This window comes from Bacteroides sp. FSHCM14E1 (genome assembly GCF_019633785.1).
Taxonomy (GTDB): domain Bacteria; phylum Bacteroidota; class Bacteroidia; order Bacteroidales; family Bacteroidaceae; genus Bacteroides; species Bacteroides hominis.
The window spans coordinates 423,324-447,061 of record NZ_JADKYL010000002.1 but is presented as its reverse complement, the minus strand read 5'-3'; the positions used below and the strand labels follow the sequence as shown (position 1 = coordinate 447,061).

Sequence of the window (23,738 nt, the reverse complement as noted above, 5' to 3'; positions counted from 1 at the left end):
CAACCGGCTTCCGGTGCTTTTCCCGGTTGCATCCGGGGGAATTGCCGGTTTCTCCGGAAAAGCCCTTAAAGCTGCCGGAATCTGTTTGCTACAATCCGTGTATCACTTTCATCAGTTGTTCGCCCAGTCCGATGGTATAACCTTGTGAAACAAAAACTACCCGGTTGAACGTATCACCGATAATAAACATCGGCAAGATGGTGCTGTTAGGCAATTTCATTGATTCGGCAATTTGTTTCTGGATGGCTCCGTTTACATCGATACCATAGGTAATGGTCGAGGGCAGTCCGGGGAATTCTGTCGGGCGGAACTTCTTATATTGTTCTTCATTAGGGAAAAGCAGTACCATTTTGCGGCCCCATTTTTCGAATTCGCTGCTTAGGGCCGCAATATCCCGGAGAGCATGGTTTGTCGGTTCTTGTCCGGCTCCCAACACGGCAACTACAAAATATCCCCGTCCGCAAGTCTGAAGAATGCTTTGCGGTTCGGTGGCTCCTATCGGCAGGTAGGTGGATTCGGAGTTGAAATTACCGATCACCTGCACCTGATCCTTACTTTCGCGCATCACCAGATCGACAGTTGTTGTCTTTCCCTCTTCGATGGTGAAGAAAGTGATGTTGGCCAACACTGCTCCACTTGCCATACGGGTTCCGGTTACCATCATATAGTATCCGGTATCCATGCGGGCGCCATTTTTCAGCAAGTTCGACCAGGTAGCTCCGCCGCCCATATCTACGTCCCCTTCATCGTAGTTCAGCAATTGGAAAGTCCCGTTGCGGAATTTCGAGAGAGTGAAGTGTGAATAGTATTTCGGATCGCTCAACGAAGGGATAGGCTGGTAGCGGGCTACGAGCGTTCCGATCGGTGCCTGTGTCTGCTGTGCCGCTTCAAAATCCACGTCGTAGACTTTACCGTTCTTTAGATCGTTGTCATTGAAACTCCGGTATTGAATTTTTCCGGTCACTTCGTCTATCCAGGCGGGGATACCCAGGCTACGTGCCATGGATACAAAGAAAATGTTACGGGACTTTTCGTCTGCTACCCGGGCTTTCCATACTCCCATTGGAGACATCGGAATACGTTGTGAGTTCAGTTCATTGTTGATAGTGATCTCTTTTCTGCACCATTCTACCAAAGCCTGTGGATTCTTTCGGAAAGCTTCCGCTTCAGTTGCCGGGATCTCTTTCTGGAAGAATGCTTTGTAGGGAGTGATCATTTCGTTGGCCACACGAGGGTTCAGTACGTTGCTGTAGAAGTCCTCGGAACCGGGCAGACCGGAGTTGTTCAGATGATCGTTCAGTACTTCCGGACTAACGTCTCTCAGGTCCTTGGCTGAGATTACTTTCAGCAAGCTGATGGCCTGACCGGCTTTATCGGCTTTTACGGCAGCAGAAAGGAAATCTGTCAGAGTCTGATGGTTACCTCTGGAAGCTATCAGTAGGCGTACTGTTTCGGTTTCATCCAGCTTGTTCTCTTTGGCAAAAGTCCGGGCTTGCTCTTCGGTAATGAAAGTGGCTACGTAAGCATTGCGGATGGAATCTTCCTGTGCCATGCGGCGATCGTTTTCAGTACGTTGCTCCGGAGTCACTTCGGGCAGGTTGGCACCTTCGGCCGGAGGAACAATATCCAGTGGGAGTGAATAGGTTTCACCGGCATTTTTGTCCAGTGCGATCTTCAGTTCGTTATCTTTGCCGAATGACAATTTGGAATAACCGAACCGTCCGTCTTTAGAGGCCCATACCAGCATATCGCCCTTGCCGGCAGTCAGCGATGCGCGTCCTGCCTTATCCGTATGTTTAGTGGCTACGGTGTAGAATTCAGCATAATTATACACCTTGAACTCTACAGTGGCATCGGATACCGGCTGCCCTTCGGCATCTGTCACCAATACCGAGCCTTTGGCTGTCGGAGCATAGTTGTCGATTACATTGATTTCCGTATAGTTCGGAGTTTCGTACATGATTTCCTCTTGTCCGGCATAGCGTCCGAATACTTTGGTATGCATCAGCATACCACGGCTGGCAGGAGCATTAAACCAGCCCAGGTTCAGTACCGGTTCCGGTTCGCAGGCGCCGAAGAAATACCATTTACCATCTACCCAGGCTTCTACCCAGGCATGGTTATCGTCGGTATGCGCCCAACGCGGAGTATAAACCTGCCGTGCCGGAATGCCTACCGAGCGGAGAGCGGCTACAGTGAAGGTCGATTCTTCACCACAACGGCCATAGGCGGTCTTTACCGAAGCAAGGGGGGAACTGGTACGGGCATCGCTTGGGGTGTAGACTACTTTTTCGTGGCACCAGTGGTTTACTTCAAGCACAGCGTCGTGCAGAGACAGGTTCTTCACACGATCTTTCAGTTCATTGTAAAATACCCGGCGCGAGTCGTCCAGATTTTCGTTGTTTACCCGAATAGGGAGTACGAAATGGCGGAATACGTCATCGGGGATCTCTTTTCCCCAAGGCATTTCGCGACGCGCCTGATCGGAGAGTCTGACATTCTCCAGATAGTAGTCACCTGTATAATCCGTCACGTCACCTGTGGGCATATAGGCATAGAGGAACATCAAGGCCTCCTGTTCAGGAGTGGTGAGTTTTTCATTAAACACTGCGAACAGATCTCCGTTAGGGAGCTGTTGCTTCTTCTTTTCAAAATCTTGCGTCACTTGGCTACGGTAAGTCTCATCTTTCAGGAAGTGGGACTCACTGCATGAAAAAAACGCAACCGACAACATCGGGATGATTAGAAAGCGGGTCAGGGTTTTCATACAATTTGTTGTTAAATAAGGCTTCGCTCCTTTTTCTCTCCCGGAGAGAGGGGAGGAGTGAATGCTGTTGGTTTATATATTTGATTATGATTTCTTTTTTTATTTCCTAAAATCCGTTCATAGGGAAGAGTACTGTGGGGATCAGCAATACCATTCCCAGAATGATGAATAAAAGAAGTAACTTCCAGAACCATTTCACCCATATCTCGTAGGGGATGCGGGCAATGCCCAAGGCTCCCATCAATACGGCGGAAGTAGGTGTGATCATGTTGGTAAATCCGTCACCAAACTGATAAGCCATTACTGTAGCTTGCCGCGAAAGCCCGATGACATCGGAAAAAGGTGCCATGATAGGCATGGTTAATGCAGCTTTGGCCGATCCGGACGGGATAATCAGGTTGATCAGTGTCTGTATCAGGTACATCACCCCCAAAGATACTATTTTTCCGGTTTCTCCCATCAGTGAAGCCAGAGAATGTAAGATCGGGTCGATGATATGTCCGTCTTGCAGTATTTGGATGATCCCTCCTGCCAGACCTACCACGATGGCAGCTGATAGCATATCTTTGGCTCCGTCCATGAATTGCCTGATGATGTTATCTGTTTTTTCACTGTTGGCAAATCCCGAGAGAATACCCATTGCGAGGAAGATGGCGGAGATCTCCGGCAGATACCAGCCATGTCCCATGACACCGGTAATCAGGAAAAGAATGGTGAACGCAAGCAGGGTCAGTATGAAGAACTGATTGGATTTACGTAAACCCAGCCAGCCGAAGACGGCAAACAAAACAGACAGGACGGGCACTGCATAGCAGGTGACAGACGCTTCGCCTATTGCGAAAGTACTGGTTGGGTAAATGATGGAAAACAGGCACAAGGATATGATTAACAGTATGTAGACGATCCATGCCGGACGAGTCGTGACACGGGATATCTCTCCGTTGCTTTCTTCTTCCCGTTTCCGCCAATAAGCATCGGCATGATACATGGGCGATTTCTCCGGATGCTTTTTAATGACGGCGGCATATCTGAGTACACAGACTATCAGGACCGTGGTCAGTATCAGCCAGCAAAGCATGCGATATTCAAATCCGGAAAATAGCGGTAAGTCGGACAAGCCTTGTGCAATGCCAATGGTAAACGGGTTCAGTACGGCGCCCGAAAAACCTATGTGGGCAGCGACATATACCATGCAAAGCCCCGTGATGGAATCATATCCCATTGAAATGGCCAACGGGACGATGATAATGACAAAGGCCAGGGTTTCTTCACTCATGCCAAATACGGAGCCGAAGAGGCTGAAGAGAATAATGACTAAGGAAATCACCACATTGTTTACCCCCAATGATTTAATCAGTCTGTGCTTTTCAAGCCCCTTCGTAAAGTTCAGGAATGAAAAGATGCTGGTATCGATGGCACGGCTGCTGTTCATTATCTGAAAGGCACCTCCCATGATCAATAAGAAGGCGATGATTCCCGCTTGCCGTTCGAAGCCTTCAAGAAGAGCGCTGAACACTTGCCAGGTCTGTGGCGTCTGTTCTACCCGGTGGAAAGAGTGGTCTATAATGACTGTGCGGGAAGTGCCGTTGACGTCAATGGTCTCGCGCACATATTCACCTGCGGGAATGATCCAGGAAAGCACTGCACAGAGCAAGATGACAGAAGAAATGATGGTGTATGTGTGTGGTATCCGTTTTAGCATAGTCGTTTTTCTTGATAAAGCGCAAAGTTATGCAATATATTTGTAATATGCACTTGCCAAATCTGCCCATATAAAAAGAAAAATCAACTAATAACACACTTTTCTTATGTTTTAGAACATGTTTTCGAAAACATTTCGTATCTTTGCAGTGTTAATAAAGAAAACAAGATGTAAAACCGCTCTTCAAAACGTGGGGAGCAAAAAAAGAGGACCAAAATTATGAAAAAGAATGCAAATGAAATTATGATGTTGCAGTACCGTATCAAACGTTACCAAGCAATGGGAAATGGAACAATGTGCCAGCTGTTGAATGGCAAACTTCAAAAACTGCTTGCAAAGCAGGTTACCATGTAATTAAACACACCTATATTATATGAATAAGAAGCGGGGAATCGGATGATTCTCCGCTTTTTTTGTCATTTATCTGTCTGTACCGGGAACAATCATTATAAAATATTCGTTAATTAAACAACGAATCCTGTTTTATCTCAAATTTATTACTACGTTTGCGGTCACTATGATAAAGTACGTATTCTGCATATTGATAGGTATCTTCTTAATGTATGGAGCCGGTTGCACAGCCCCTGCAGAAGAGAACGCGGAACTTCCTGCGGGAGTTACTGCAACCTTTATATCGCAATGTGCCGGAGACCACTCTTTATTCAACGACCAGACGGCTGACTCGAAAGTGAGTGATGCCATCCTTCCCCACGGTTCTTTTTCACGGGAACTCGGTTCATCCAAAGTATTAAAACTAAAATTACAGACTGCCATCCGCTTGCTTAATACCTTTCATATCCGCCAGTCGGAGAAGGGAGATGCTTATCCGGATTTCAATCATAACTTCATTAAATATTCCAGCGGGTATTATGTATACTCGTTAGGGCATATCCTGATTTAGCTTTTCGGTTTCACACTTCCGTATTGAAGTGATTGGGTAATCCCATTTATCTGTTCCGATAAATGCCGGGGAAGTGTGTCTTGTCTCTCTCCGGTAGTCGTCATTCGTTGCATTTTATTTTTTCAATCTAAAATCATACCATGTTATGTTTAGTTTATTGTTATCCACTTTTGCCATGATGGGGCTTACCTTCGTCATTGGCTTTTTCGTTGCCGGAGTAATAAAGCTGATTGCTTCTGCGGCTGATTCATTGGCTTTCTACAGTTCACACCAGGAAGAGCTTGCCCGGTTGAAACGTATTCGGAAACTTCATCAGAAAGTAGCTATCTTGATAACCGAAAGTGCCCTTAGCGACGAGGAGTACGGGAGTGACGGGCGTGAAGACTTCAGCAGGGGCATCACCAAACATCCCGGAGACAATCGCGGGTTCTATCACGGTGTCAGTCCCGGTGAGCCGGAACGCGGACTGATGGATTATTTTTATCCGGAAGATACAAGATCCATGTTTCTTCGCAAAGAAGAACAAATGTTACAGCATGACAAAAAGAACAATAAGAAAGCATCTTCAACCAATAAAAACAAATAAATCTTGATAGTATGGAAAGTATAGACTTTGGAACCCTGTTTCAGGGATTTGGAACAATGATGGCCAGCGGATGGTTTCTGGCCAGTGCCCGTATGTTTTTAATAGCTTTGGGATTTCTGCTCATCTATCTGGGCTGGAAGGGTGTACTTGAGCCGATGGTTATGATTCCGATGGGACTGGGGATGGTAGCCATTAATTGCGGAACACTGATTATGCCCGACGGAGCATTGGGGAACCTTTTTCTGGACCCTATGTTATCGGATACGGACGCGTTGATGAATACGATGCAGATTGACTTTCTGCAACCGGTATATACATTGACGTTTAGTAACGGACTGATAGCCTGCTTTGTGTTTATGGGAATCGGTACGTTGCTTGATGTCGGATTCTTGTTGCAGAAACCGTTTGCCAGTATTTTCCTGGCCCTTTGTGCTGAGTTGGGGACTTTCCTTACAGTGCCTATCGCTTCGGGTCTGGGGTTGTCTTTAAAGGAAAGCGCTTCTGTTGCAATGGTCGGCGGAGCCGATGGACCGATGGTGCTGTTTACTTCGCTTGCCTTGGCCAAACACTTGTTTGTGCCTATTACGGTGGTGGCTTATCTGTATTTGGGATTAACATACGGGGGATATCCTTATTTGGTAAAGCTGTTGATTCCTAAACGTCTGCGTGCTATCAAGATGGTGGAGAAGAAAGCTCCTAAAAATTATGACGCGAAAGTGAAACTTGCCTTTTCTGCTATTTTGTGCGCTGTGCTGTGTTTCTTGTTTCCGGTTGCTTCTCCACTATTCTTCTCTCTCTTCTTGGGGGTAGCTGTACGCGAGTCCGGCATGAAGCATATCTATGATTTTGTAAGTGGTCCGTTGCTTTATGGTTCTACCTTTATGCTGGGATTACTATTGGGTGTGCTCTGTGACGCCCATTTGTTGCTCGATCCGAAGATTCTGAAACTTTTAGTGTTGGGTATGCTTGCTTTGTTATTGTCGGGTATCGGGGGAATCATGGGTGGTTACATCATGTATTTCATTAAGAAAGGAAACTATAATCCGGTGATCGGTATTGCTGCCGTGAGTTGTGTGCCTACTACGGCAAAGGTTGCCCAGAAGTTGGTAAGTAAAGATAATCCGAACTCTTTCATCCTGGGGGATGCACTGGGTGCAAACATTTCAGGAGTAATCACTTCGGCTATCATTACGGGTATTTACATAACGATTATACCATATTTATAATAATGTTGTAGCTGACAGAATGATTTCATGAGTGACTGACAGAGCTTATCCATTTACAGTTTGTATATTTGTCGCTCTCAGATAGTTTGAAAGACAAGGTTATGAAAAAACTTATCCCTCGATATACCTTTTTAAAGAATAAGTACGGCAGTGAGTTGCTGGTGGATATAGTAGAACTGAAAGATATAAAGAAATATGTCGTTAAAAGTTCTGTTCATACCCTGACTTATTATGACATTACCTTTATCACCGAAGGGGAAGGAAGTTTCATTCTTGATAATCATACCTACCGGGGCGGTGTGGGAGATGTGTTCTTCTCCAAGCCGGGAGAGATACGTAGCTGGGATACAAATGCGATTGTGAATGGATATGCTCTGATATTTGAAGAAGAGTTTTTATCTTCTTTCTTTAAAGATTCTTTGTTTGTGCAGCATCTTTCCTTTTTTAATCCGGTGAAGGAATCGTTGAAAATACATTTGCCGGAACGCTCTTTTCTGCGCATGTTGCAACTTCTGCAATCTATTAAGGAGGAGATTGATCTGTTCAGACAGAATGACGTTCATGTGTTGAGAGCGCAACTTTATGAAGCGTTGATGCTGCTTAACCGTTTTTACGTGCAGACCGTATCGGATGCAGGGATAAACAAGGAAGGACGCAGTCCGTATCTTGTTCAGTTTGTACATTTGGTCGACCGTACGTTCAGTGAATATCGTACCGTGCGGTATTATGCCGGAAAACTGTGTATTACTCCTAACTATCTGAATGAAATAGTGAGTATCGCTATGTAGATAAGCGCCAAGCAATATATTCAGAATAAAGTGATGGAAGAAGCAAAGCGGATGCTTGCTTACACGGATTTGCCGGTTGCCGAAATCGCTTTCGAACTGAATTATGAAACGGTTTCTTATTTCAGCCGTTGTTTTCGCCGGTATACGGGAGAAACTCCTTTGGGCTACCGGAGGGGACATAAACCATAAAAAGTGTCATTTCTACCTTTGTTTCTGTCACATACCCTCTTTTTTCTTTCTGTACCTTTGTGTCAGTGTAAAACTATTAAAATTTAGAGCAATGAAAGATGTAGAGAAAACGATTGGGAATCTGATTGATAAGCAAAAGATCGCATTTATCGGATCTGTTGATATAGAAGGTTTCCCCAATATTAAAGCGATGTTACAGCCCCGGAAGCGTGAAGGTATCCGGATTCTTTATTTTACCACCAATACCTCTTCTATGCGTACCACTCAATATCTGAAGAACCAGCATGCTTGTGTCTACTTCTGTGACTCTCGCTTTTTTAGGGGAGTTATGCTGAAAGGTAAGATGGAAGTGCTTACAGATAATTCCACCAAAGAAATGATATGGAGAGAAGGCGATACGCTCTACTATCCGCTTGGCGTTACAGATCCGGACTATTGTGTACTGAAGTTTACCGCTATCACCGGCAGGCGTTATGGAAACTTCAGTTCGGAAGATTTTGAGGTAGAGTAGCCTGTTTTCAATCTTAGAAGCTGATTGAAAACAGTGCTTCTACCTGGAATTTTCCATAGTCGATCGGCTGGATCAGCCGTACGCCTGTCGTGAGCGGATAACTCATACGTAGCACATTCCAATCGAAAATAAGATCGCCTCCGTAAGAGCTTTGTGTGCTCCAGTTACTTTTACGACTGGCTTGGTTGCGTGACAAGTCATAAAAAAGATTTGCACGCAGCCTGCGTATGTAAATCAGTGAACTGATGCTCAGGTCGGGCGAAAGCAGGGGTAAAGCATAATCTGCTTTGAAGGCCCATTGTTGGCGGGTTTGATATTGGAAATGATATCCGCGAGGCTTTTCCAGCAGATGTTTGGGGAGATACAGTGATTTATTGTCAAGGTCTTGATATTGGTAACCCAAGCGGAGCATCAATCCGTGATTCCTGATGATACCCGGCCAATAGGTAGTCAGCCGGACAGCATACAAACTACCGAAATTCTCCTTATTGAACGGGGTTTTCAAGTATTGCAGCCGAAGCTGGTAACCGTTTCGGGGAAGGATATCGCGTTGTGCTTTTCGTCTGTAATCATAAAATAGGATTTCCGGGAGAATGTATTGGAAGTTGCGATACTTTCCACTATGATACTCCTGATACTTATTGTTTGTGAAATAGTAAGTAAAAGCAGGCTGTATGCCTCGTATGCGTTGGTTACGTGTCAGGTTGAAAGGGAGGTAAACTCGCGCTTCCGCTTCCAGTAGATTGCGTCCGGGATAATATCCTTTGGTGATATCCTGACCTTTGTCATCTTTGGTCCAGCCGATATTGAAAGCCTTATCACCATAGTCGGCAGCAAGATTGATTATAGGGAACCAGCCCTGATAGGTGAATGACAGTTTACCGTGATGGTAGCCTTCGTCATAATACCAGCCGGCCTGCATGATGGCAGTGTTCAGTGTATTTTGTGACATAATGGTTGCTCCCGGCTTGACAATTGTACTTAAATCACTTGCACTGCTGTTCATTGCTTCGGCCACATCATAATAGAAAGGTGCCCAGCTGTGTATCTTGAAAGTATGTGTACCTTTATGATAGCGTTTGGGGGTGAAATCGATGCTATCCAGACGGGCAGAGTCAAGGTTGAACTGTTCTTGAGCAGCCAATGTTTCAACGAATGGCATCGGAGCAGGACAGGCTAAATCGGCCTTTTCAAATAGTAAGCTGTCAGTCGGCAACGCAGCAATCCGGTATCCGTCTGCTTGATAATCAGCAAAAAGCAGATGGTTGCCTGACTGGGAAAATGAAGGATCGAATGCACCGAAACGAGCGGCTGTCAGCCGATAAACCTGTTTGTCGGAGAGATGAAGACAGTAGATATTATTTGTGCCGTTGGCTCCCGACTCAAAAAAGAGTTTTCCGTCTTTCCAAATAGGAGAGGTGATGTTGGCCGAGGTGGTTTTTATCAACTCCTTCCACTCTCCGGACTGCGGATTGAATTCCAACAGACTGGTTCCCGAATCGGTTACGGCTATGGAGAAAATATCAAGGCCTTCTCCGAATGTGAGTTCTTTGATAAATGCGTTGTCAGGTACGTCGAAAGAGGATAGCTCTTTTCCCTTTTCTGCATTTATCAATACAAGTTGGTTTTTGCCTTCTACAGTGGGGCGGGAGACCGCAATGGTCTGACCGGACTTGTCGATAGCCGGGGCCAGATAACGTTGGCGCGGGGTGATTGTTTTTATCTGCTTTTTATCCAAATCATAATATTTCAGAACGGAATAGTTCTCGTGCGTCCAACGGAGCCCGGGAACCAATTCACTCCAGTAAATCCGGTTGTTCCGGAAGTTGAGACGACTATTGATACTTCCGATATAACTCAGATGCTTTTCTTTACCGTTGCTGATGGCTACCAGAGAGTTTATATCTTTCAGTCCGGATTTGACGGCAATAATTACACTGTCATTGATCGATTGGGGATATCGATAAGAGGTGTAGGTTTTTGAGGTAGAAGAGAGGTAGTCGGGCACAAGTGTACAGGTATCCTGTTTTTCCCATTCTTTCCGCAAGAAATCGAATGTGTCGTGCTGAAGCCGTTTGAAACTGCTTCCTGTGTAATGCTTGAAAGAGCCTTCAAATAATAAATTCCGGACATAACGGCTGGTACTTTTATCCCAGATATCAGCTCCATAACGCTGGCGGGCATATGAAGCCATATCGTAGCCCAATGCATAATAAGTTCCTGTATAATTTTTGTAAGATCCCATTAACCACTTGTCGAAAGTATAAGGCTTTCCGCCTGCTAATAATTGGGCACGATAGATCATGTTGAATTCCGGAAGACGTCCCCGTCCGCCGTTTGACATGGCAGTTTCGGTGCTTACCGCATCTCCTTCGAGAAACCACACCGGAAGAAAAAAGGAGGCCACGCCGGCTGCCTGTTCACCTATTATATAATAAAGAGGTTTGAAGATACCATGCATCACCTTTCCGGTCTGGAATACGTGGCGCGACTCGTGCAATACCAGATGTTTATCCCAGCTTTGAGTACTTAGGTCCGAAGAAGGAGTTGTAATCAGTTCCATCCGTCTCGGTGCCCAGGAAACCATTCCGTTGGATTGCATGCTGGCCGGATGGAGAATGACCGGGAAACGGGCTTTGATCGGCTTTCCGATGGTCTTGGACATATGGGGATATACATTTTCAAGAAAGAGAGCATATCGATAGGCCATTGAATCATTTCCTTGCGGGTATACCAGATCATAGTGAGGCAGTTTCGCTATGTTCCATTTAAACCGGGCGGGATCCGACCCGTAATCCATGAATTGTGCATGAAGCCGGAGCGGTGCCAGCAGGCAAAGAAGCGAAAGAAACAGATATTTGGATTGTAACATGAGCTGATTTTAAATAGTTATCTGTCGCAAAGCTATAAAAAAATCTCAGTCTGTTCTGTTAAATTCGTTTATACATCAAGAAATTAGTCATTTCTATGCCGTTCACATCGACCGTTTGTTCTTTTTCGGTGATATATCCGTGTTTTTCAAAAAAAGGCCGGGCGGTGATACTTACTTCCGAGTGAACCGATACAGCGCGACAATTGCGGGCATACTCTTCAGCTTTTCTCAACAGACTGGAAGCGATACCCCGATGCTGATATTGGGGATGGACGAACATGCTGTGCAGATACCCTTTAGGGTTGATAGAGGTGAATCCGGCTATTTGTGATTGTCTGATATCTTCTGCTAACAGAAAATATAAGTCACTTTGAAATAATTCCTGCCAACGTTGTTGAGTTCCTCGTCCGATCCATGCTTGAATCTGTAGGTGATTATAATCGGCAGAACAAGTGTTCTGTACGCTTTGTGTAAACACTGTTTGCAGCAAACCCATATCTTGGATCCTTGCTTTTCGCAGCCGGACGGGAGGAATTTGCAGGTGTAAAACAGGAAATGGCTTTCCCGTTCCGTCCAACGCGTCGCGGCCTGTCACTTCAAATCCTTGATGTAGATAGAATCCTAATGCTGCCGTGTTTTGTTCATTTACGTCTACTTTATAAATGTGTTTTTCACGGATGGCGAATTCAACCAGTTCACTGCCATAGCCTTTTTTCTGGACCTTAGGACTGACAAACAGCATTTCGATACAATCGGTGCTCAGTCCCATGAAGGCAGCGATGGTTCCCGAATCTTCACGGATGACATAAAGTTGTACTGCGGCAAAGTATTCGTTCCGGATCAAAGGTTTATAAAACTGTATATCCGTTTCGGTCAGGAAGTGGTGGGTAGTGCGAACTGCCTCCTCCCAAACCTGAAGAAGCTCGTCATACTCGTGTATGTGGGGTTGTTCTATCATTGGTTATTTGTTAAAAGTCAGCTTTCTTTTCAATATATATTCTTTGTCCGGACACCGGATGGGTAAATTCCAGACGTTCCGCATGTAAATAAAGCCTCTCCGCTCTCTTACCGTAGAGTTCATCGCCTGCGATGGGGCAATTCAGACCTGACGGATGGGCGGAGTGAACGCGTAACTGATGTGTACGTCCCGTTTGCGGGAAGAAAGCGATACGGGTTCGTCCGTTTTTGCGATCTATTACGCAGTATCGGGTGACAGCCTTTTTGCCTGATTCTCTGTCTGCTTTTTGTCTGGGCCTGTCAAGAAGATCCGGACAAATGGGAAGATCGATGGTTCCTTCGTCAGTCGGTAAGATACCTTCCAGCAGTGCTGTATACTGCTTTTTAATGCTGTGGCTTTCAAACTGCGCCTGTAAGTGCTGATGTACTTCCTTGGTTTTGGCTACCAACAACAATCCTGAAGTTGCCATGTCCAGTCGATGTACGATCATCGGTCCCGTAGCTTCAGGATAGCGGGCTCTGAGTAGACTGTAGGCGGACAGTTCCTCCGATTTTCCAGGTACGGAGAGTAGTCCTTCCGGTTTATGGATAACCAGAAGCCATTCGTCTTCAAAGAGAATCTCTATTTCCTTTGGCGGGGCAGGGGCTGTTGCCAAAGGATCCGGTTCGACATCCAGACCTTGTAACATGTGACGTAAAATGGGCCCGCATTTTCCTTTGCAGGACGGATAGTAATAACCGTGACGCCTGATTTCTGTTTTCGGTGATTCTCCCCACCAGAATTCGGCCATGGCAATGGGCTTCAATCCATTTAGGTAAGCATATTGCAATAGCTTGGGCGCGGCACATTCACCTGCTCCGGCAGGTGGTATCTGCTGAATGGTTTGTTCGAAGATAGCACACAAGTTCTTGCTTTCTCCTTTGGCATTCAAAAAGCTGAATTGATGGAATAGCTTTTGCTGCAATGCCGCCGAACGGTTTTTGCGTTCTGCTTTGAGAGATTCAATCTGCGATGAAATACTTTCCAGTTCTGCTTTCACTTCGGAAATTCGCTCTTTCCAATATCTTTCCAGACGTTTGAATTCTGCTTTCTGATATTGGCTTTCACGTATCATGGCAGCTTGTTCATCTTCATCCGGTTGCTGCTGCCGGCGCTGTTCCCGTTTTTCTTTTGCCGTTTTCAGAGTCTTTCTCGCTTCGGTCAATATCTGTTGTGATGAGGCTGTTTCTTTCGCCAGCCTTTGTTGGAGTTTCACATACCGGTCACTGTTTTGCAATTGTCCGATTCGGCGGTTGATAGCCGAGATTTGTTCTTCTTCTATCTTGAAGAAACCATCCGGTTGCAACAAATCGTATACCGGTGGTACAAAGAAAGAGTGTGAATTGCTTCCGCACAAGTTACCCGAGAAAGCAGCCAGATATCCCATTTGTCCGTTAGAAGTACGGACTATCAATACGCCGAACATTTTTCCTTTGTCCAATTCTTCTTTCCATCTTGTCTGTTTATTTATGTAAGCCTGTACTTCTCCTGCTGCCATTACACATAACGGATGAGGAGTGTAATGGAAGGGATAAGTAAACAAGTGGGGCAATTCGATGCCGGCAATGGAGGTCTGGAAGGAATGAAACATGCTATTTTATTGGATTTAAACGGGATCTTGTGCGACAATTTTCAAAAGTTCCTCGAAGGAACTTACTTTATCATATTTAAGCTTTCCACCGTTTACATTCGCAAAATGTTTTTTGGCACATTCTATCTTTGCCCTTTCTATTTCCCGGTCTTGCAGGGAAGAATCGCTGGCTTTGGTTTCGGCTATAAAATAAGGATACTTCGACAACTTTTGTTTGAAGACGATGGCCCAGTCCGGATGGTATTTTCCCATTGGAGTAGGGATATAGAAACTGTTGGGTAGTTTTACATAAGCTTCTATTTCGTCATTTTCTTCCAGTTTTTCCATGAATGTTTTTTCATTTCGAGAGTCGAATCTCACATGGTCGTACAGATGTTTATCTGCTTTCATTGTGTTTACTCCCAAACATCCTTGAACAGCTGCCTGGGTAAAGACCGATACATCATAGTACTGGTCGATTGGGCTATATTCGATATGTTGTACTATCAGACGCGCTTTTTCTTCGTTAATCAGTTCCGAAGCCTTAATAATAAAATCTTCGGGATTATTTCTGAATTGGGCGAATACATTCGGTTTTATCCGGGCAAGAATCTGAGCAACTGCCTTTCGGGTCAGATTTGTGGCGTTTGTGAGTTTACCGAGTAAGTCATATTTTACTTGATCGTTTGCCATGGCATCTATCTTTTCATAGTGCGCCTGATTGGGATCTACTTTAAATGCCTCTCCCGAAACCAAAGTTGCTTTAGACTTGATTTCGTCCATTTGGCCTGTAATGACAGAAAGATAGAGCTGGGGTACTCTTAACTTTTCATTTAAGCTCCCGATTGCTTTCTCTACCAATTCTTTTTCGTCAAACTTTACGGTGTAGGTTGACTTGCTGCATAGTAGCTTTAGCAATTCCTGAAGTTTGCTGTTTTCAAGTTTATCTTTCGACAACCGAAGATTTATGTTGTATTTCCTTGCATCGTCCGGCTGCATCTCTCTTGGATTATAGATAGAGGTTAGGATGGTCATGATAGACGCCTTATAATCGGTGAGCTCATCGTCGAAAATCACTTCTCCCTGTTTACGGTCATCATAGAATTTGTCCGTCAGTTCTCCTTTCTTGATATACTTGTTTTCAAGTAAAGAGTCGTAGATACTTTGTGCTATATCTTCGGTTGCTATGATGGTTTCACCATTAGGCAATCGGAGAGTCTTGTCCTTGAATAATTGGATAGTTACTTTTTGTGGGCGGTCGGCTATGGCTTCTGCCATTTCTGTCTGTAAGCCTTTGGCAAACGATTCATACGATTCACTGGCTATCACGGTCAGTAGGTTGACACGATGCACTTCTTTGCCTAAAACGTTGGCGTCCATGCGATCTCCCTGTCCGTTTACGCAGAGGCGCAGCCCGCGTCCCACCTCCTGACGCTTGCGTACCTCTGCCGAACTTTGTTTCAGGGTACAGATTTGAAAGACGTTCGGGTTATCCCATCCTTCCCGCAGGGCGGAATGTGAAAAAATAAAGCGGATCGGCTCTTTTCGGTCAAGCAGGCGTTCTTTATTTTTCATAATCAAATCGTATGCCTCCTCATCTGTTGATTCTTTGGTTCCCCGCTCGGTTTTACTGTCAATCAGCTTTCCTTTTCTATCTTTGGAGAAGTACCCTTCGTGAGCTTTTGATGCCACGGTCGATTTTAGATAATTGATATATTCCGGCTGATTGAATAACGAAAGGTCCAAGTGCTTTATGATATCGGTATATTCCTGCTCGAAAATCTCGGCATATTCTCCTTTTCCGTCCGGGTTATACTGGCGGTATTTGGCTACTTCATCGATGAAGAAAAGGGAGAGAACTTTGATGTCTTTCTCAAACAGTTCCTGTTCTTTCTTAATATGTGATAAGATGGTTTCTCGTATCTGGATACGTCGTAGTTGAGTTTCGTTGACGCTACCCGTTACGTCACCTGCATAAAGCTTGATGCCGTTCCGGAAGGTGACGGAATTTTCAACGCCGTTGATATCTGTAATTACATAGTCGTTCCGGTATTCTTCCAGACGGTTTGATTTAGCGTACAAGTCATCATTTACTTTCAGAGCCCGTACTACCTGATTCACTGCTTTGGTTCTTTTTACTTCGAATCCGATATTGGCAGTCGGATTTTTGTCCGGATACAGATTTAAACCTTCCAGATAGACGAAGCCTTCAGTGGCTGTTGTTCCACTGATGGAAATACCTTTGACGGCAATCTTCTTAACCAGTTTCAGGTTGTAAGCTTCCATCGCGTCCAGGCGATAGACCAGGTTATAGAGTTCGCGGTGTGTAGCCGAATAACGCAGTGTGAACAGGGGATTGAATCGTTTCAATCCCTCTTTTGTTTTGACTCCTTCTACCGACTGGGGTTCGTCGATAATCAGTATCGGATTCATCTGCGCAATCACATCGATAGGACAGCTGCCGCCAAAATCATCCAGTTTCATGTAGATGCGGCGGGCGTCTTTGTTCGTAGCATTGAACTTCTGTGAATTGATGATCATTACATGGATTCTGCTGTCTGTGACAAATGCGTTCAATTCACCCAACTGTTTGGAGTCGTAGATGAAATAAGACAGAGGGGTGCTGTAATCCGAGGCAAAGTGTTCCTTCATAATCTCCAGGCTTTTGTGGACTCCTTCGCGGATGGCAACACTGGGTACGACAATGATGAACTTGCACCAACCGTAGCGTTTATTCAGTTCGAAGATGGTTTTGATGTAGGTATACGTTTTACCTACACCCGTCTCCATTTCGATGGTGAGGTTGTATTTCCCTTCCAGTGCTTCCGACGGTTTGATTTGTTGGGCACGCTGGATATTCTGGATATGTCTCAGAACGATTTCATCTGTGAGTTGGGGTACGACAGGGTGGTTACGGAATCCTGTAAACCTTTCGTAACTGGTCTGTCCGTCTTTCTTCCGGGTCTCTACTTGATAGTCGAGCATCTTGTATGGCTGCCCGGCAAAGACATCACATACCGCTTTTGCTGCGTCTTCCTGAAACTTTTGATGTTTGAATTTTAATTTCATTTCTGTACCTTCCTTCTCTGTTTAAAGAATCTCGATCATAGTACCGGGAGATAACGTTTTAAATATCTCGTCTATGTTGATGCGATCGGCACTATCCCTGAACGAGGCATCCCGAAAGACGACCCGGCGCGGTTGCCTGCCGGCTATTTCACGGAAGACTTTTTCGGGAATCTGTTCAGCGAAACATGCCATTAATTCGGTCTTGTCGACAGAATAAACCGTATATCCATTTATATCCTCTTCATTGTGTGGGAGTGACAGGGATAGTCCCAGGTTGGTCAGGCAACCATAAAGCAGATCGAGTCCGGTACGGTCTTCTTTGATATTATCAGTGAAATAGAATAAATCACTCTGTGAATATTCCTTTGCACTGTAGTACACGTCCTTCATATTGCTGTCGGCAATCCGAAAAACACGGAAACCGATGTCCGGGCGGTTCTTTAATTTAAGTTGGTTGCATTCCGCCTCAATCGTGTCTCCGGCACGTCGAATACGCTCTTTGGACAGTTCGCAGATGTTCAATGCTTTATGCTTTTCCGTGAGAAAGTCGATCGCATTTTGCATGATCTCTTTTTCACTGGGAGTCTTGGCCTTTTTTATTGTTTCAGTCACATCTTCCGGCAGTTGTACGAGAATGTACTTCACCTTGTTTTTACGCGGTTTCATGTTCATCCGCATAACCGCTTCGGCAGTAGTGCCACTACCAGAGAAGAAGTCCATCACAATACAATCTTTGTTTTTGGTGTCGATAAACTCACATAAATATTGAATCAGACTGACAGGTTTCGGAAAGTTGAACACTTTCTTATCAAAGAACTGTAGCTGATAGTTACCGGCCTGCTCATTAGTTTCAACTCCTACTTTGTAATTGATCAGGTTGGGTGGAACTTCCGGGTCATATTCCAGTTTTTCGTACGAAGGACTTAACTTAAGAGTCGGTATTTTGATGGTTGTTCCTTTTTTTATCTCTTTCTCCAGATTTTCCTGACTCCATTTGAATTTGGCTTTCAGCTTGACGGGGGCTGTAAACAGTCCGTCACGTACGGTGGTATCTTCCAGTAATTCCACGTCATACGCATCTGTTCCGTACATGCCCGCTTTGATCACTCCGTCGGGGATGGAAGTAACTACTTTGTTGGCCGGGAAAGTCAGAATGCCGACGGAATTCGGTTGATTCAACAGACCGTTTGAACTGACCGACTCCTTCTTCAGACCCTGGAATTTCATGTCGTTTTTCTTCTTCTGATAGCAGACGATGTATTCGATGATTTGCTTGCTTTTTTTCGAGAGATTTTCCGGAGTTTCCGTCTTTGCCCAATTAAATACATCGATGAAATTAGAAGCATTGAATACTTCATTGCCTATTTTAATCAGATTTGCCAGTTCGTGATCATCAATGGAAATGAAAATGATGCCATTATCATTTAACAGGGTATGGGCAAGCATCAGCCGGGCATACATCATGCTACACCAATCGGAGTGAAACTTTCCGTTAGCCTCCGTATTCTGAAACAATCGTTGTCCTTCTTCATTATATCTTCCCTGTTTCTCGTCGGATTCTTCCTGTGAAAGAGCGAATGTATCATTGAAGATAAAGTCTTTACCCGTGTTGTAAGGCGGATCGATATAGATAACGTCTACCTTTCCTGCATAACTCTTTTTCAGGAGTTTCATTGCGTCCAGATTGTCTCCCTCGATGTATAGGTTTTGGGTCTGTTCCCAATTCCTGCTCTCTTCCGGGCAGGGACGCAATGTTTTGCGGATAGGATGCGCCGCCTCTCTTATCGCCTGCTTCTTGCCCACCCATGTTAATTCGTAACGTTCGTCGTCATCATATACCACTCCCATTTCTGCTTGGTTGGCTGTAAGGAGGAATTTCAGTTTATCAAAGTCGATAGCTTTATGTAGCTGTCCGTCCTTACCCATCGATTCAGTGACTACGTTCGGGAAGAGTTCGGCTATTTTATTCAGGCTGTCCTCTGCGATACTCACAGATTCCATTTTTAGCTTTTCCATATATGATTTCATTTTTGTCCTGCAAAGTTAAGATTTTCATTCTGATTGGCTAATTTCCTCTATAAATAATGTGTGTTTTGGGAAGTAACGTACCGCTATTCCGAACCGGTTGTTGGATTAGGTAATAAGGTAAGTGTTTTATCTTGCTGACCGGATAGTCTTATGTTCTAATCATCAATCGAAAAACACCCTCATGTTTTTCGATTGATGATTAGGAGGAAACGGGCATAGAGTGTGAAGGTGTTTCTTGAATTATAGGAAGCAAGTGTATTTACTTGTATTTATTTTCATAGAATATGCCTTTTCTGAATACTTTTGCCTATTTTTGCGTATTCAATCTATTGACAGAATGGAGTAATATTTAGTTGAAATTTTATAGTAAAAATCATGAAGAACGCAATTGGTAATTGTAAGCAGCGAAAAGCAGTGCTCTTCGCTCTCGCTTTGCCTCTGATGTTTTCCGGTTCGCCTATGCAGGCTATGCATCGGTCCGAAATCGTTAGAGAAGTGACACAACAAAACTTGAAGATCGTTAGTGCAAAGAAAATCAATCCGACTACGATTGAAGTACTGTTCTCTAATAACCAGAGAATGACATTCGATTTCTACGGAGAGAACATCTTCAGAGTATTTCAGGACAATGATGGAGGAATCATCCGTGATCCGGAAGCGAAACCTGAAGCACAAATTCTGGTAAATAATCCCAGAAACACAGTCTCTACGCTTGACTTAAATGATGGCGGTAATCTCCTTTCTATCACTACGGGGAAAATCAAGGTGGAAATCGATAAGAATACCTCTTTGATGAAAGTGATCGACTTGGAAAAGAATACCGTAGCTTTTGAAGAAGCCGAACCGGTACTTTTTGATAAAGGAAAAGTTACTGTAACTCTGAAAGAGAACCCCAACGAATATTTCTATGGCGGCGGTGTGCAGAACGGACGTTTTTCGCACAAAGGAAAAGCAATTAATATTGTAAACGAAAATAGCTGGACAGACGGTGGAGTAGCTTCACCCACACCTTTCTATTGGTCTACTAACGGCTATGGTATGATGTGGTATACTTTCAAACCGGGTAAATATGATTTCGGTGCGGAAGAAAAAGGTAAAGTGAAGCTTATGCACGATTCTCCTTACCTTGATGTATTCTATATGGTTAGTGATGGTGCCGTAGGGATTCTGAATGACTTTTATCAATTGACCGGTAATCCGGTGTTGTTGCCTAAGTTCGGTTTTTATCAGGGTCACTTGAATGCTTATAACCGTGACTACTGGAAGGAAGACGAAAAAGGAATCTTGTTCGAAGACGGAAAACGCTATAAGGAAAGCCAGAAAGATAATGGTGGAATCAAGGAATCATTGAACGGAGAAAAGAATAATTATCAGTTCTCGGCCCGTGCAGTGATTGATCGCTATAAGAATCATGACATGCCTTTAGGCTGGTTGCTGCCAAACGACGGATATGGTGCCGGATACGGACAGACCGAAACCCTTGACGGAAACATCCAGAATCTGAAAAGTCTGGGCGACTATGCTCGTAAGAATGGTGTCGAAATCGGTTTGTGGACACAGTCTGACTTGCATCCGAAAGAAGGTGTGAGTGCATTGCTGCAAAGAGATATTGTGAAGGAAGTGAGAGATGCCGGTGTGCGTGTATTGAAAACAGACGTTGCATGGGTAGGCTGGGGATATTCCTTCGGACTGAATGGTGTGGCAGACGTAGGTCATATTATGCCTTATTACGGAGATGATGCCCGTCCGTTCATTATTTCACTCGATGGTTGGGCCGGTACACAACGATATGCCGGAATCTGGTCGGGCGACCAGACAGGCGGTGTATGGGAGTACATCCGTTTCCACATCCCGACTTATATCGGTTCAGGTCTGTCAGGTCAGCCTAACATCTCTTCGGATATGGATGGTATCTTCGGCGGCAAGAATATGATTGTCAACACCAGAGACTTCCAGTGGAAAACTTTCACTCCGATGCAGCTGAATATGGATGGATGGGGATCGAACGAAAAATATCCGCATGCTTTGGGCGAACCTGCCACTTCTATCAACCGCTGGTATCTGAAACTGAAATCGGAATTGATGCCTTATACTTATAGTTTTGCGAAAGAAGCTGTAACCGGAATGCCGCTTATTCGTGCTATGTTCCTGGAATATCCGAATGCTTATACTCTGGGTACAGCCACGCAGTATCAGTTTATGTATGGTACCGACTTCCTGGTAGCACCTATCTATAAAGCCACAAAAGCAGATGCTGAAGGGAATGATATCCGTGACGGTATTTATCTGCCTGAAGGAGAATGGATCGATTATTTCACCGGAGAAAAATATCAGGGTAACTGTGTACTCAACAACTTTGCTGCTCCTCTCTGGAAACTTCCGGTATTTGTGAAGAACGGAGCTATTATCCCGATGACCAATCCTAACAATAACGTTGCTGAAATCAACAAAGGACTTCGTATCTACGAGATCTATCCGTATAAGCACATGATGACTGTTGAATATGATGATGACGGTGTATCGGAAGCATATAAGGATGGTAAAGGTGCCACAACTTTCATTGAGTCAAATGTTGATTCGAAAAACAATGTGAAGATTTCTATTCGTCCTACACAGGGTGATTTCGACGGTTTTGTAAAAGAGAAAGCTACTGAGTTTAGGGTAAATATTACTGCCAAACCAAAGAAAGTTTCTGCTCAGGTGGGCAAAAGCAAAGTGAAGTTGATCGAAGTGCTCTCTATGGATGATTTCCAGAAAGGTGAGAATGTATACTTCTATGATGCTGCTCCTAATCTGAATAAATTTGCTACGAAAGGCAGTGAATTTGAAAAGAAGGTAATCACTAAGAATCCTCAGCTTCTTGTGAAGTTGGCTGCTACTGACATTACTAAAAATCAGGTTGTGATGAATATCGAAGGCTTCCAGTATGCGCCTGCCGATAATTACAGAGTTACGTCCGGTTCGCTGACTGCTCCTGCAGCTCAGATTACTGCCGAGAATATTGAAGCTTACACTTTGAAACCTACATGGAGCAAAGTGCCGAATGCCGATTTCTATGAAATAGAGTTCAATGGCATGTTGTATACAACAATTAAGGATACTGAGTTGCTGTTTGACGGGCTGGCTGCTGAAACCGACTACGCATTCAAGATCCGTGCCGTAAACAAGGATGGCTATTCGGATTGGGCTGAATTCAGCGCTAAGACAAAAGCGAACCCGCTGGAATTTGCTCTTCACGGAATCAAGGGTGAAACAACTGCGAAGAATCAGGAAGGATTTGATATCGATCGTTTGTTCGACTTTGCCGAATTGGGTGATATGTGGCATACGAAGTATGGAGCAAAAGCGCTGCCATATGATATGATTATCGACTTGAGAACTGTGAACCAGTTGGATAAATTCGAATACCTGCCACGTACCGACGGTGGTAACGGAACGATTCTGAAAGGTACTGTATATTACAGTATGGATAAAGAGAATTGGACTGAGGCCGGAGCAATCGACTGGAAACGTAATGGTGATGTGAAAGTATTTACATTTACTGAGCGCCCGACTGCACGCTATATCAAACTGGCTGTAACGGAAGGTGTGAACAATTATGGTTCGGGTAGAGAATTGTATGTATTTAAAGTTCCTGGAACAGAGAGCCGTTTGCAGGGTGATATCAATAACGACGGTAAGATCGATAATAACGATTTAACTTCGTATACCAACTATACCGGTCTGAGAAAAGGTGATTCCGACTATGAAGGCTATATCAGCGTAGGTGATATCGACCAGAATGGTTTGATCGATGCTTATGACATTTCTGTTGTGGCAACACAATTGGAAGATGGTGTCAGTGATGAACCGATTGAGAAACTGGATGGTACTATTGAGATCAGTACGGCTAAACGAAATTACAGTAAGGGTGATGTGGTTGAAGTGCTTGTAAAAGGTGTCAACCTCCGTTCTGTAAATGCCTTGAGTTTTGCGTTGCCATACAATCAGCAAGATTATGAATTTGTAGGTGTCGAACCTTTGAACCTTAAAGCAATGGAAAATCTGACTTACGACAGACTCCATACCAATGGTACAAAAGCACTCTATCCTACATTCGTTAACCTTGGAGCTAAAGAAGCCCTTGAAGGAACAAACGATCTGTTTATTCTGAAGCTGAAAGCGAAACGTGCCGTGAAGTTTGATCTGAAAGCTATTGATGGCGTTTTGGTCGACAAGAACCTGAACACACGTAAGTTTTAAACTTGTGTAAGAATACTCCGCCGTTTGAACGGAGAAAAATAAAAAGCTGCCCGGAAATTTCCGAGGGCACTGAAAAAACAGATGGCTTTTCAGTGCCCTCTTGAAGAGCAAAAGTGAGAGTCGCCAAGTTAGAAATACTAACTTGGCGATTTTTCTATTTGGTTCCAGTAAGTAAAATGCTTCACATAACGGTTGACATCGTACTTACGAACGTAGTTGTTAAACCGAGTTCTGTTCAAAAAAGTGGAAAAGTTGAGAAAAAGTGTATTTATCTTGATTCATCATTACAG

General features: G+C 44.4%; 14 protein-coding genes and 1 pseudogene. 7 read left to right on the top strand and 8 right to left on the bottom strand.

Translation table 11 applies throughout. The annotated features are described in order from the left end of the window. Window positions 1–88: 88 nt before the first annotated feature. Window positions 89–2,767, bottom strand: coding sequence for a transglutaminase domain-containing protein (locus ISX59_RS04880; protein ID WP_220575710.1), 2,679 nt, complete (start codon window positions 2,765–2,767; stop codon window positions 89–91). Window positions 2,768–2,873: 106 nt separating this feature from the next. Continuing rightward, window positions 2,874–4,469: a YfcC family protein gene (locus tag ISX59_RS04875; RefSeq protein WP_220575709.1), complete on the bottom strand. Its 1,596-nt coding sequence runs from the start codon at window positions 4,467–4,469 to the stop codon at window positions 2,874–2,876. Between the two features lie 219 nt (window positions 4,470–4,688). On the opposite strand from ISX59_RS04875, the gene ISX59_RS21150 reads away from it, so the two are divergent. The 6 genes and pseudogenes from ISX59_RS21150 to ISX59_RS04850 all read left to right on the top strand — a co-directional run bounded on the left by ISX59_RS21150 (window position 4,689) and on the right by ISX59_RS04850 (window position 8,670). Continuing rightward, window positions 4,689–4,823, top strand: coding sequence for a hypothetical protein (locus tag ISX59_RS21150; RefSeq protein WP_005775876.1), 135 nt, complete (start codon window positions 4,689–4,691; stop codon window positions 4,821–4,823). Window positions 4,824–4,986: 163 nt separating this feature from the next. Further along, complete coding sequence (locus tag ISX59_RS04870) at window positions 4,987–5,370, top strand: hypothetical protein (protein ID WP_005818739.1); 384 nt, start codon at window positions 4,987–4,989, stop codon at window positions 5,368–5,370. Between the two features lie 145 nt (window positions 5,371–5,515). Continuing rightward, the gene (locus ISX59_RS04865; protein WP_005818740.1) at window positions 5,516–5,956 is read left to right on the top strand and encodes a LapA family protein; all 441 of its coding nucleotides are present in this window, start codon (window positions 5,516–5,518) and stop codon (window positions 5,954–5,956) included. Between the two features lie 11 nt (window positions 5,957–5,967). Further along, window positions 5,968–7,182 (top strand): sodium ion-translocating decarboxylase subunit beta, encoded by a 1,215-nt coding sequence (locus tag ISX59_RS04860; RefSeq protein ID WP_005775879.1) that lies wholly within the window; start codon window positions 5,968–5,970, stop codon window positions 7,180–7,182. A gap of 101 nt (window positions 7,183–7,283) precedes the next feature. After that, window positions 7,284–8,159, top strand: a pseudogene (locus ISX59_RS04855) (helix-turn-helix domain-containing protein). Between the two features lie 91 nt (window positions 8,160–8,250). Further along, window positions 8,251–8,670 carry a pyridoxamine 5'-phosphate oxidase family protein gene (locus ISX59_RS04850; protein ID WP_032542348.1) on the top strand — a complete coding sequence of 140 codons (420 nt, stop codon included), beginning with the start codon at window positions 8,251–8,253 and terminating at the stop codon, window positions 8,668–8,670. A gap of 13 nt (window positions 8,671–8,683) precedes the next feature. On the opposite strand, the gene ISX59_RS04845 is transcribed toward ISX59_RS04850, so the two are convergent. The 5 genes from ISX59_RS04845 to ISX59_RS04825 are packed head-to-tail and all read right to left on the bottom strand — an operon-like array spanning window position 8,684 to window position 19,194. Continuing rightward, window positions 8,684–11,542, bottom strand: coding sequence for a hypothetical protein (locus tag ISX59_RS04845; protein ID WP_220575708.1), 2,859 nt, complete (start codon window positions 11,540–11,542; stop codon window positions 8,684–8,686). A 58-nt stretch (window positions 11,543–11,600) separates the two neighbouring features. Next, the gene (locus ISX59_RS04840; protein ID WP_032540880.1) at window positions 11,601–12,500 is read right to left on the bottom strand and encodes a GNAT family N-acetyltransferase; all 900 of its coding nucleotides are present in this window, start codon (window positions 12,498–12,500) and stop codon (window positions 11,601–11,603) included. A 10-nt stretch (window positions 12,501–12,510) separates the two neighbouring features. Beyond that, window positions 12,511–14,130, bottom strand: a complete 1,620-nt coding sequence (locus ISX59_RS04835; RefSeq protein WP_022011829.1) for an RluA family pseudouridine synthase — start codon at window positions 14,128–14,130, stop codon at window positions 12,511–12,513. Window positions 14,131–14,145: 15 nt separating this feature from the next. Beyond that, window positions 14,146–17,178 (bottom strand): type III restriction-modification system endonuclease, encoded by a 3,033-nt coding sequence (locus tag ISX59_RS04830; RefSeq protein WP_032529853.1) that lies wholly within the window; start codon window positions 17,176–17,178, stop codon window positions 14,146–14,148. Between the two features lie 21 nt (window positions 17,179–17,199). Next, window positions 17,200–19,194: a site-specific DNA-methyltransferase gene (locus ISX59_RS04825; RefSeq protein WP_032529852.1), complete on the bottom strand. Its 1,995-nt coding sequence runs from the start codon at window positions 19,192–19,194 to the stop codon at window positions 17,200–17,202. Between the two features lie 387 nt (window positions 19,195–19,581). Between ISX59_RS04825 and ISX59_RS04820 the strand changes: the two genes are divergently transcribed. Beyond that, the gene (locus ISX59_RS04820; protein WP_005809861.1) at window positions 19,582–23,448 is read left to right on the top strand and encodes a TIM-barrel domain-containing protein; all 3,867 of its coding nucleotides are present in this window, start codon (window positions 19,582–19,584) and stop codon (window positions 23,446–23,448) included. A 137-nt stretch (window positions 23,449–23,585) separates the two neighbouring features. On the opposite strand, the gene ISX59_RS04815 is transcribed toward ISX59_RS04820, so the two are convergent. Continuing rightward, on the bottom strand, window positions 23,586–23,687 hold the full coding sequence (locus tag ISX59_RS04815; RefSeq protein ID WP_157195908.1) for a DUF4372 domain-containing protein: 102 nt from the start codon (window positions 23,685–23,687) through the stop codon (window positions 23,586–23,588). Window positions 23,688–23,738 lie beyond the last annotated feature (51 nt).

Excerpts from the sequence above, each read along its gene's own strand:
- ISX59_RS04880 (WP_220575710.1), bottom strand. The coding sequence starts at position 2,767 with ATGAAAACCCTGACCCGCTTTCTAATCATCCCGATGTTGTCGGTTGCG.
- ISX59_RS04875 (WP_220575709.1), bottom strand. The coding sequence starts at position 4,469 with ATGCTAAAACGGATACCACACACATACACCATCATTTCTTCTGTCATC.
- ISX59_RS21150 (WP_005775876.1), top strand. The coding sequence starts at position 4,689 with ATGAAAAAGAATGCAAATGAAATTATGATGTTGCAGTACCGTATCAAA.
- ISX59_RS04870 (WP_005818739.1), top strand. The coding sequence starts at position 4,987 with ATGATAAAGTACGTATTCTGCATATTGATAGGTATCTTCTTAATGTAT.
- ISX59_RS04865 (WP_005818740.1), top strand. The coding sequence starts at position 5,516 with ATGTTTAGTTTATTGTTATCCACTTTTGCCATGATGGGGCTTACCTTC.
- ISX59_RS04860 (WP_005775879.1), top strand. The coding sequence starts at position 5,968 with ATGGAAAGTATAGACTTTGGAACCCTGTTTCAGGGATTTGGAACAATG.
- ISX59_RS04850 (WP_032542348.1), top strand. The coding sequence starts at position 8,251 with ATGAAAGATGTAGAGAAAACGATTGGGAATCTGATTGATAAGCAAAAG.
- ISX59_RS04845 (WP_220575708.1), bottom strand. The coding sequence starts at position 11,542 with ATGTTACAATCCAAATATCTGTTTCTTTCGCTTCTTTGCCTGCTGGCA.
- ISX59_RS04840 (WP_032540880.1), bottom strand. The coding sequence starts at position 12,500 with ATGATAGAACAACCCCACATACACGAGTATGACGAGCTTCTTCAGGTT.
- ISX59_RS04835 (WP_022011829.1), bottom strand. The coding sequence starts at position 14,130 with ATGTTTCATTCCTTCCAGACCTCCATTGCCGGCATCGAATTGCCCCAC.
- ISX59_RS04830 (WP_032529853.1), bottom strand. The coding sequence starts at position 17,178 with ATGAAATTAAAATTCAAACATCAAAAGTTTCAGGAAGACGCAGCAAAA.
- ISX59_RS04825 (WP_032529852.1), bottom strand. The coding sequence starts at position 19,194 with ATGGAAAAGCTAAAAATGGAATCTGTGAGTATCGCAGAGGACAGCCTG.
- ISX59_RS04820 (WP_005809861.1), top strand. The coding sequence starts at position 19,582 with ATGAAGAACGCAATTGGTAATTGTAAGCAGCGAAAAGCAGTGCTCTTC.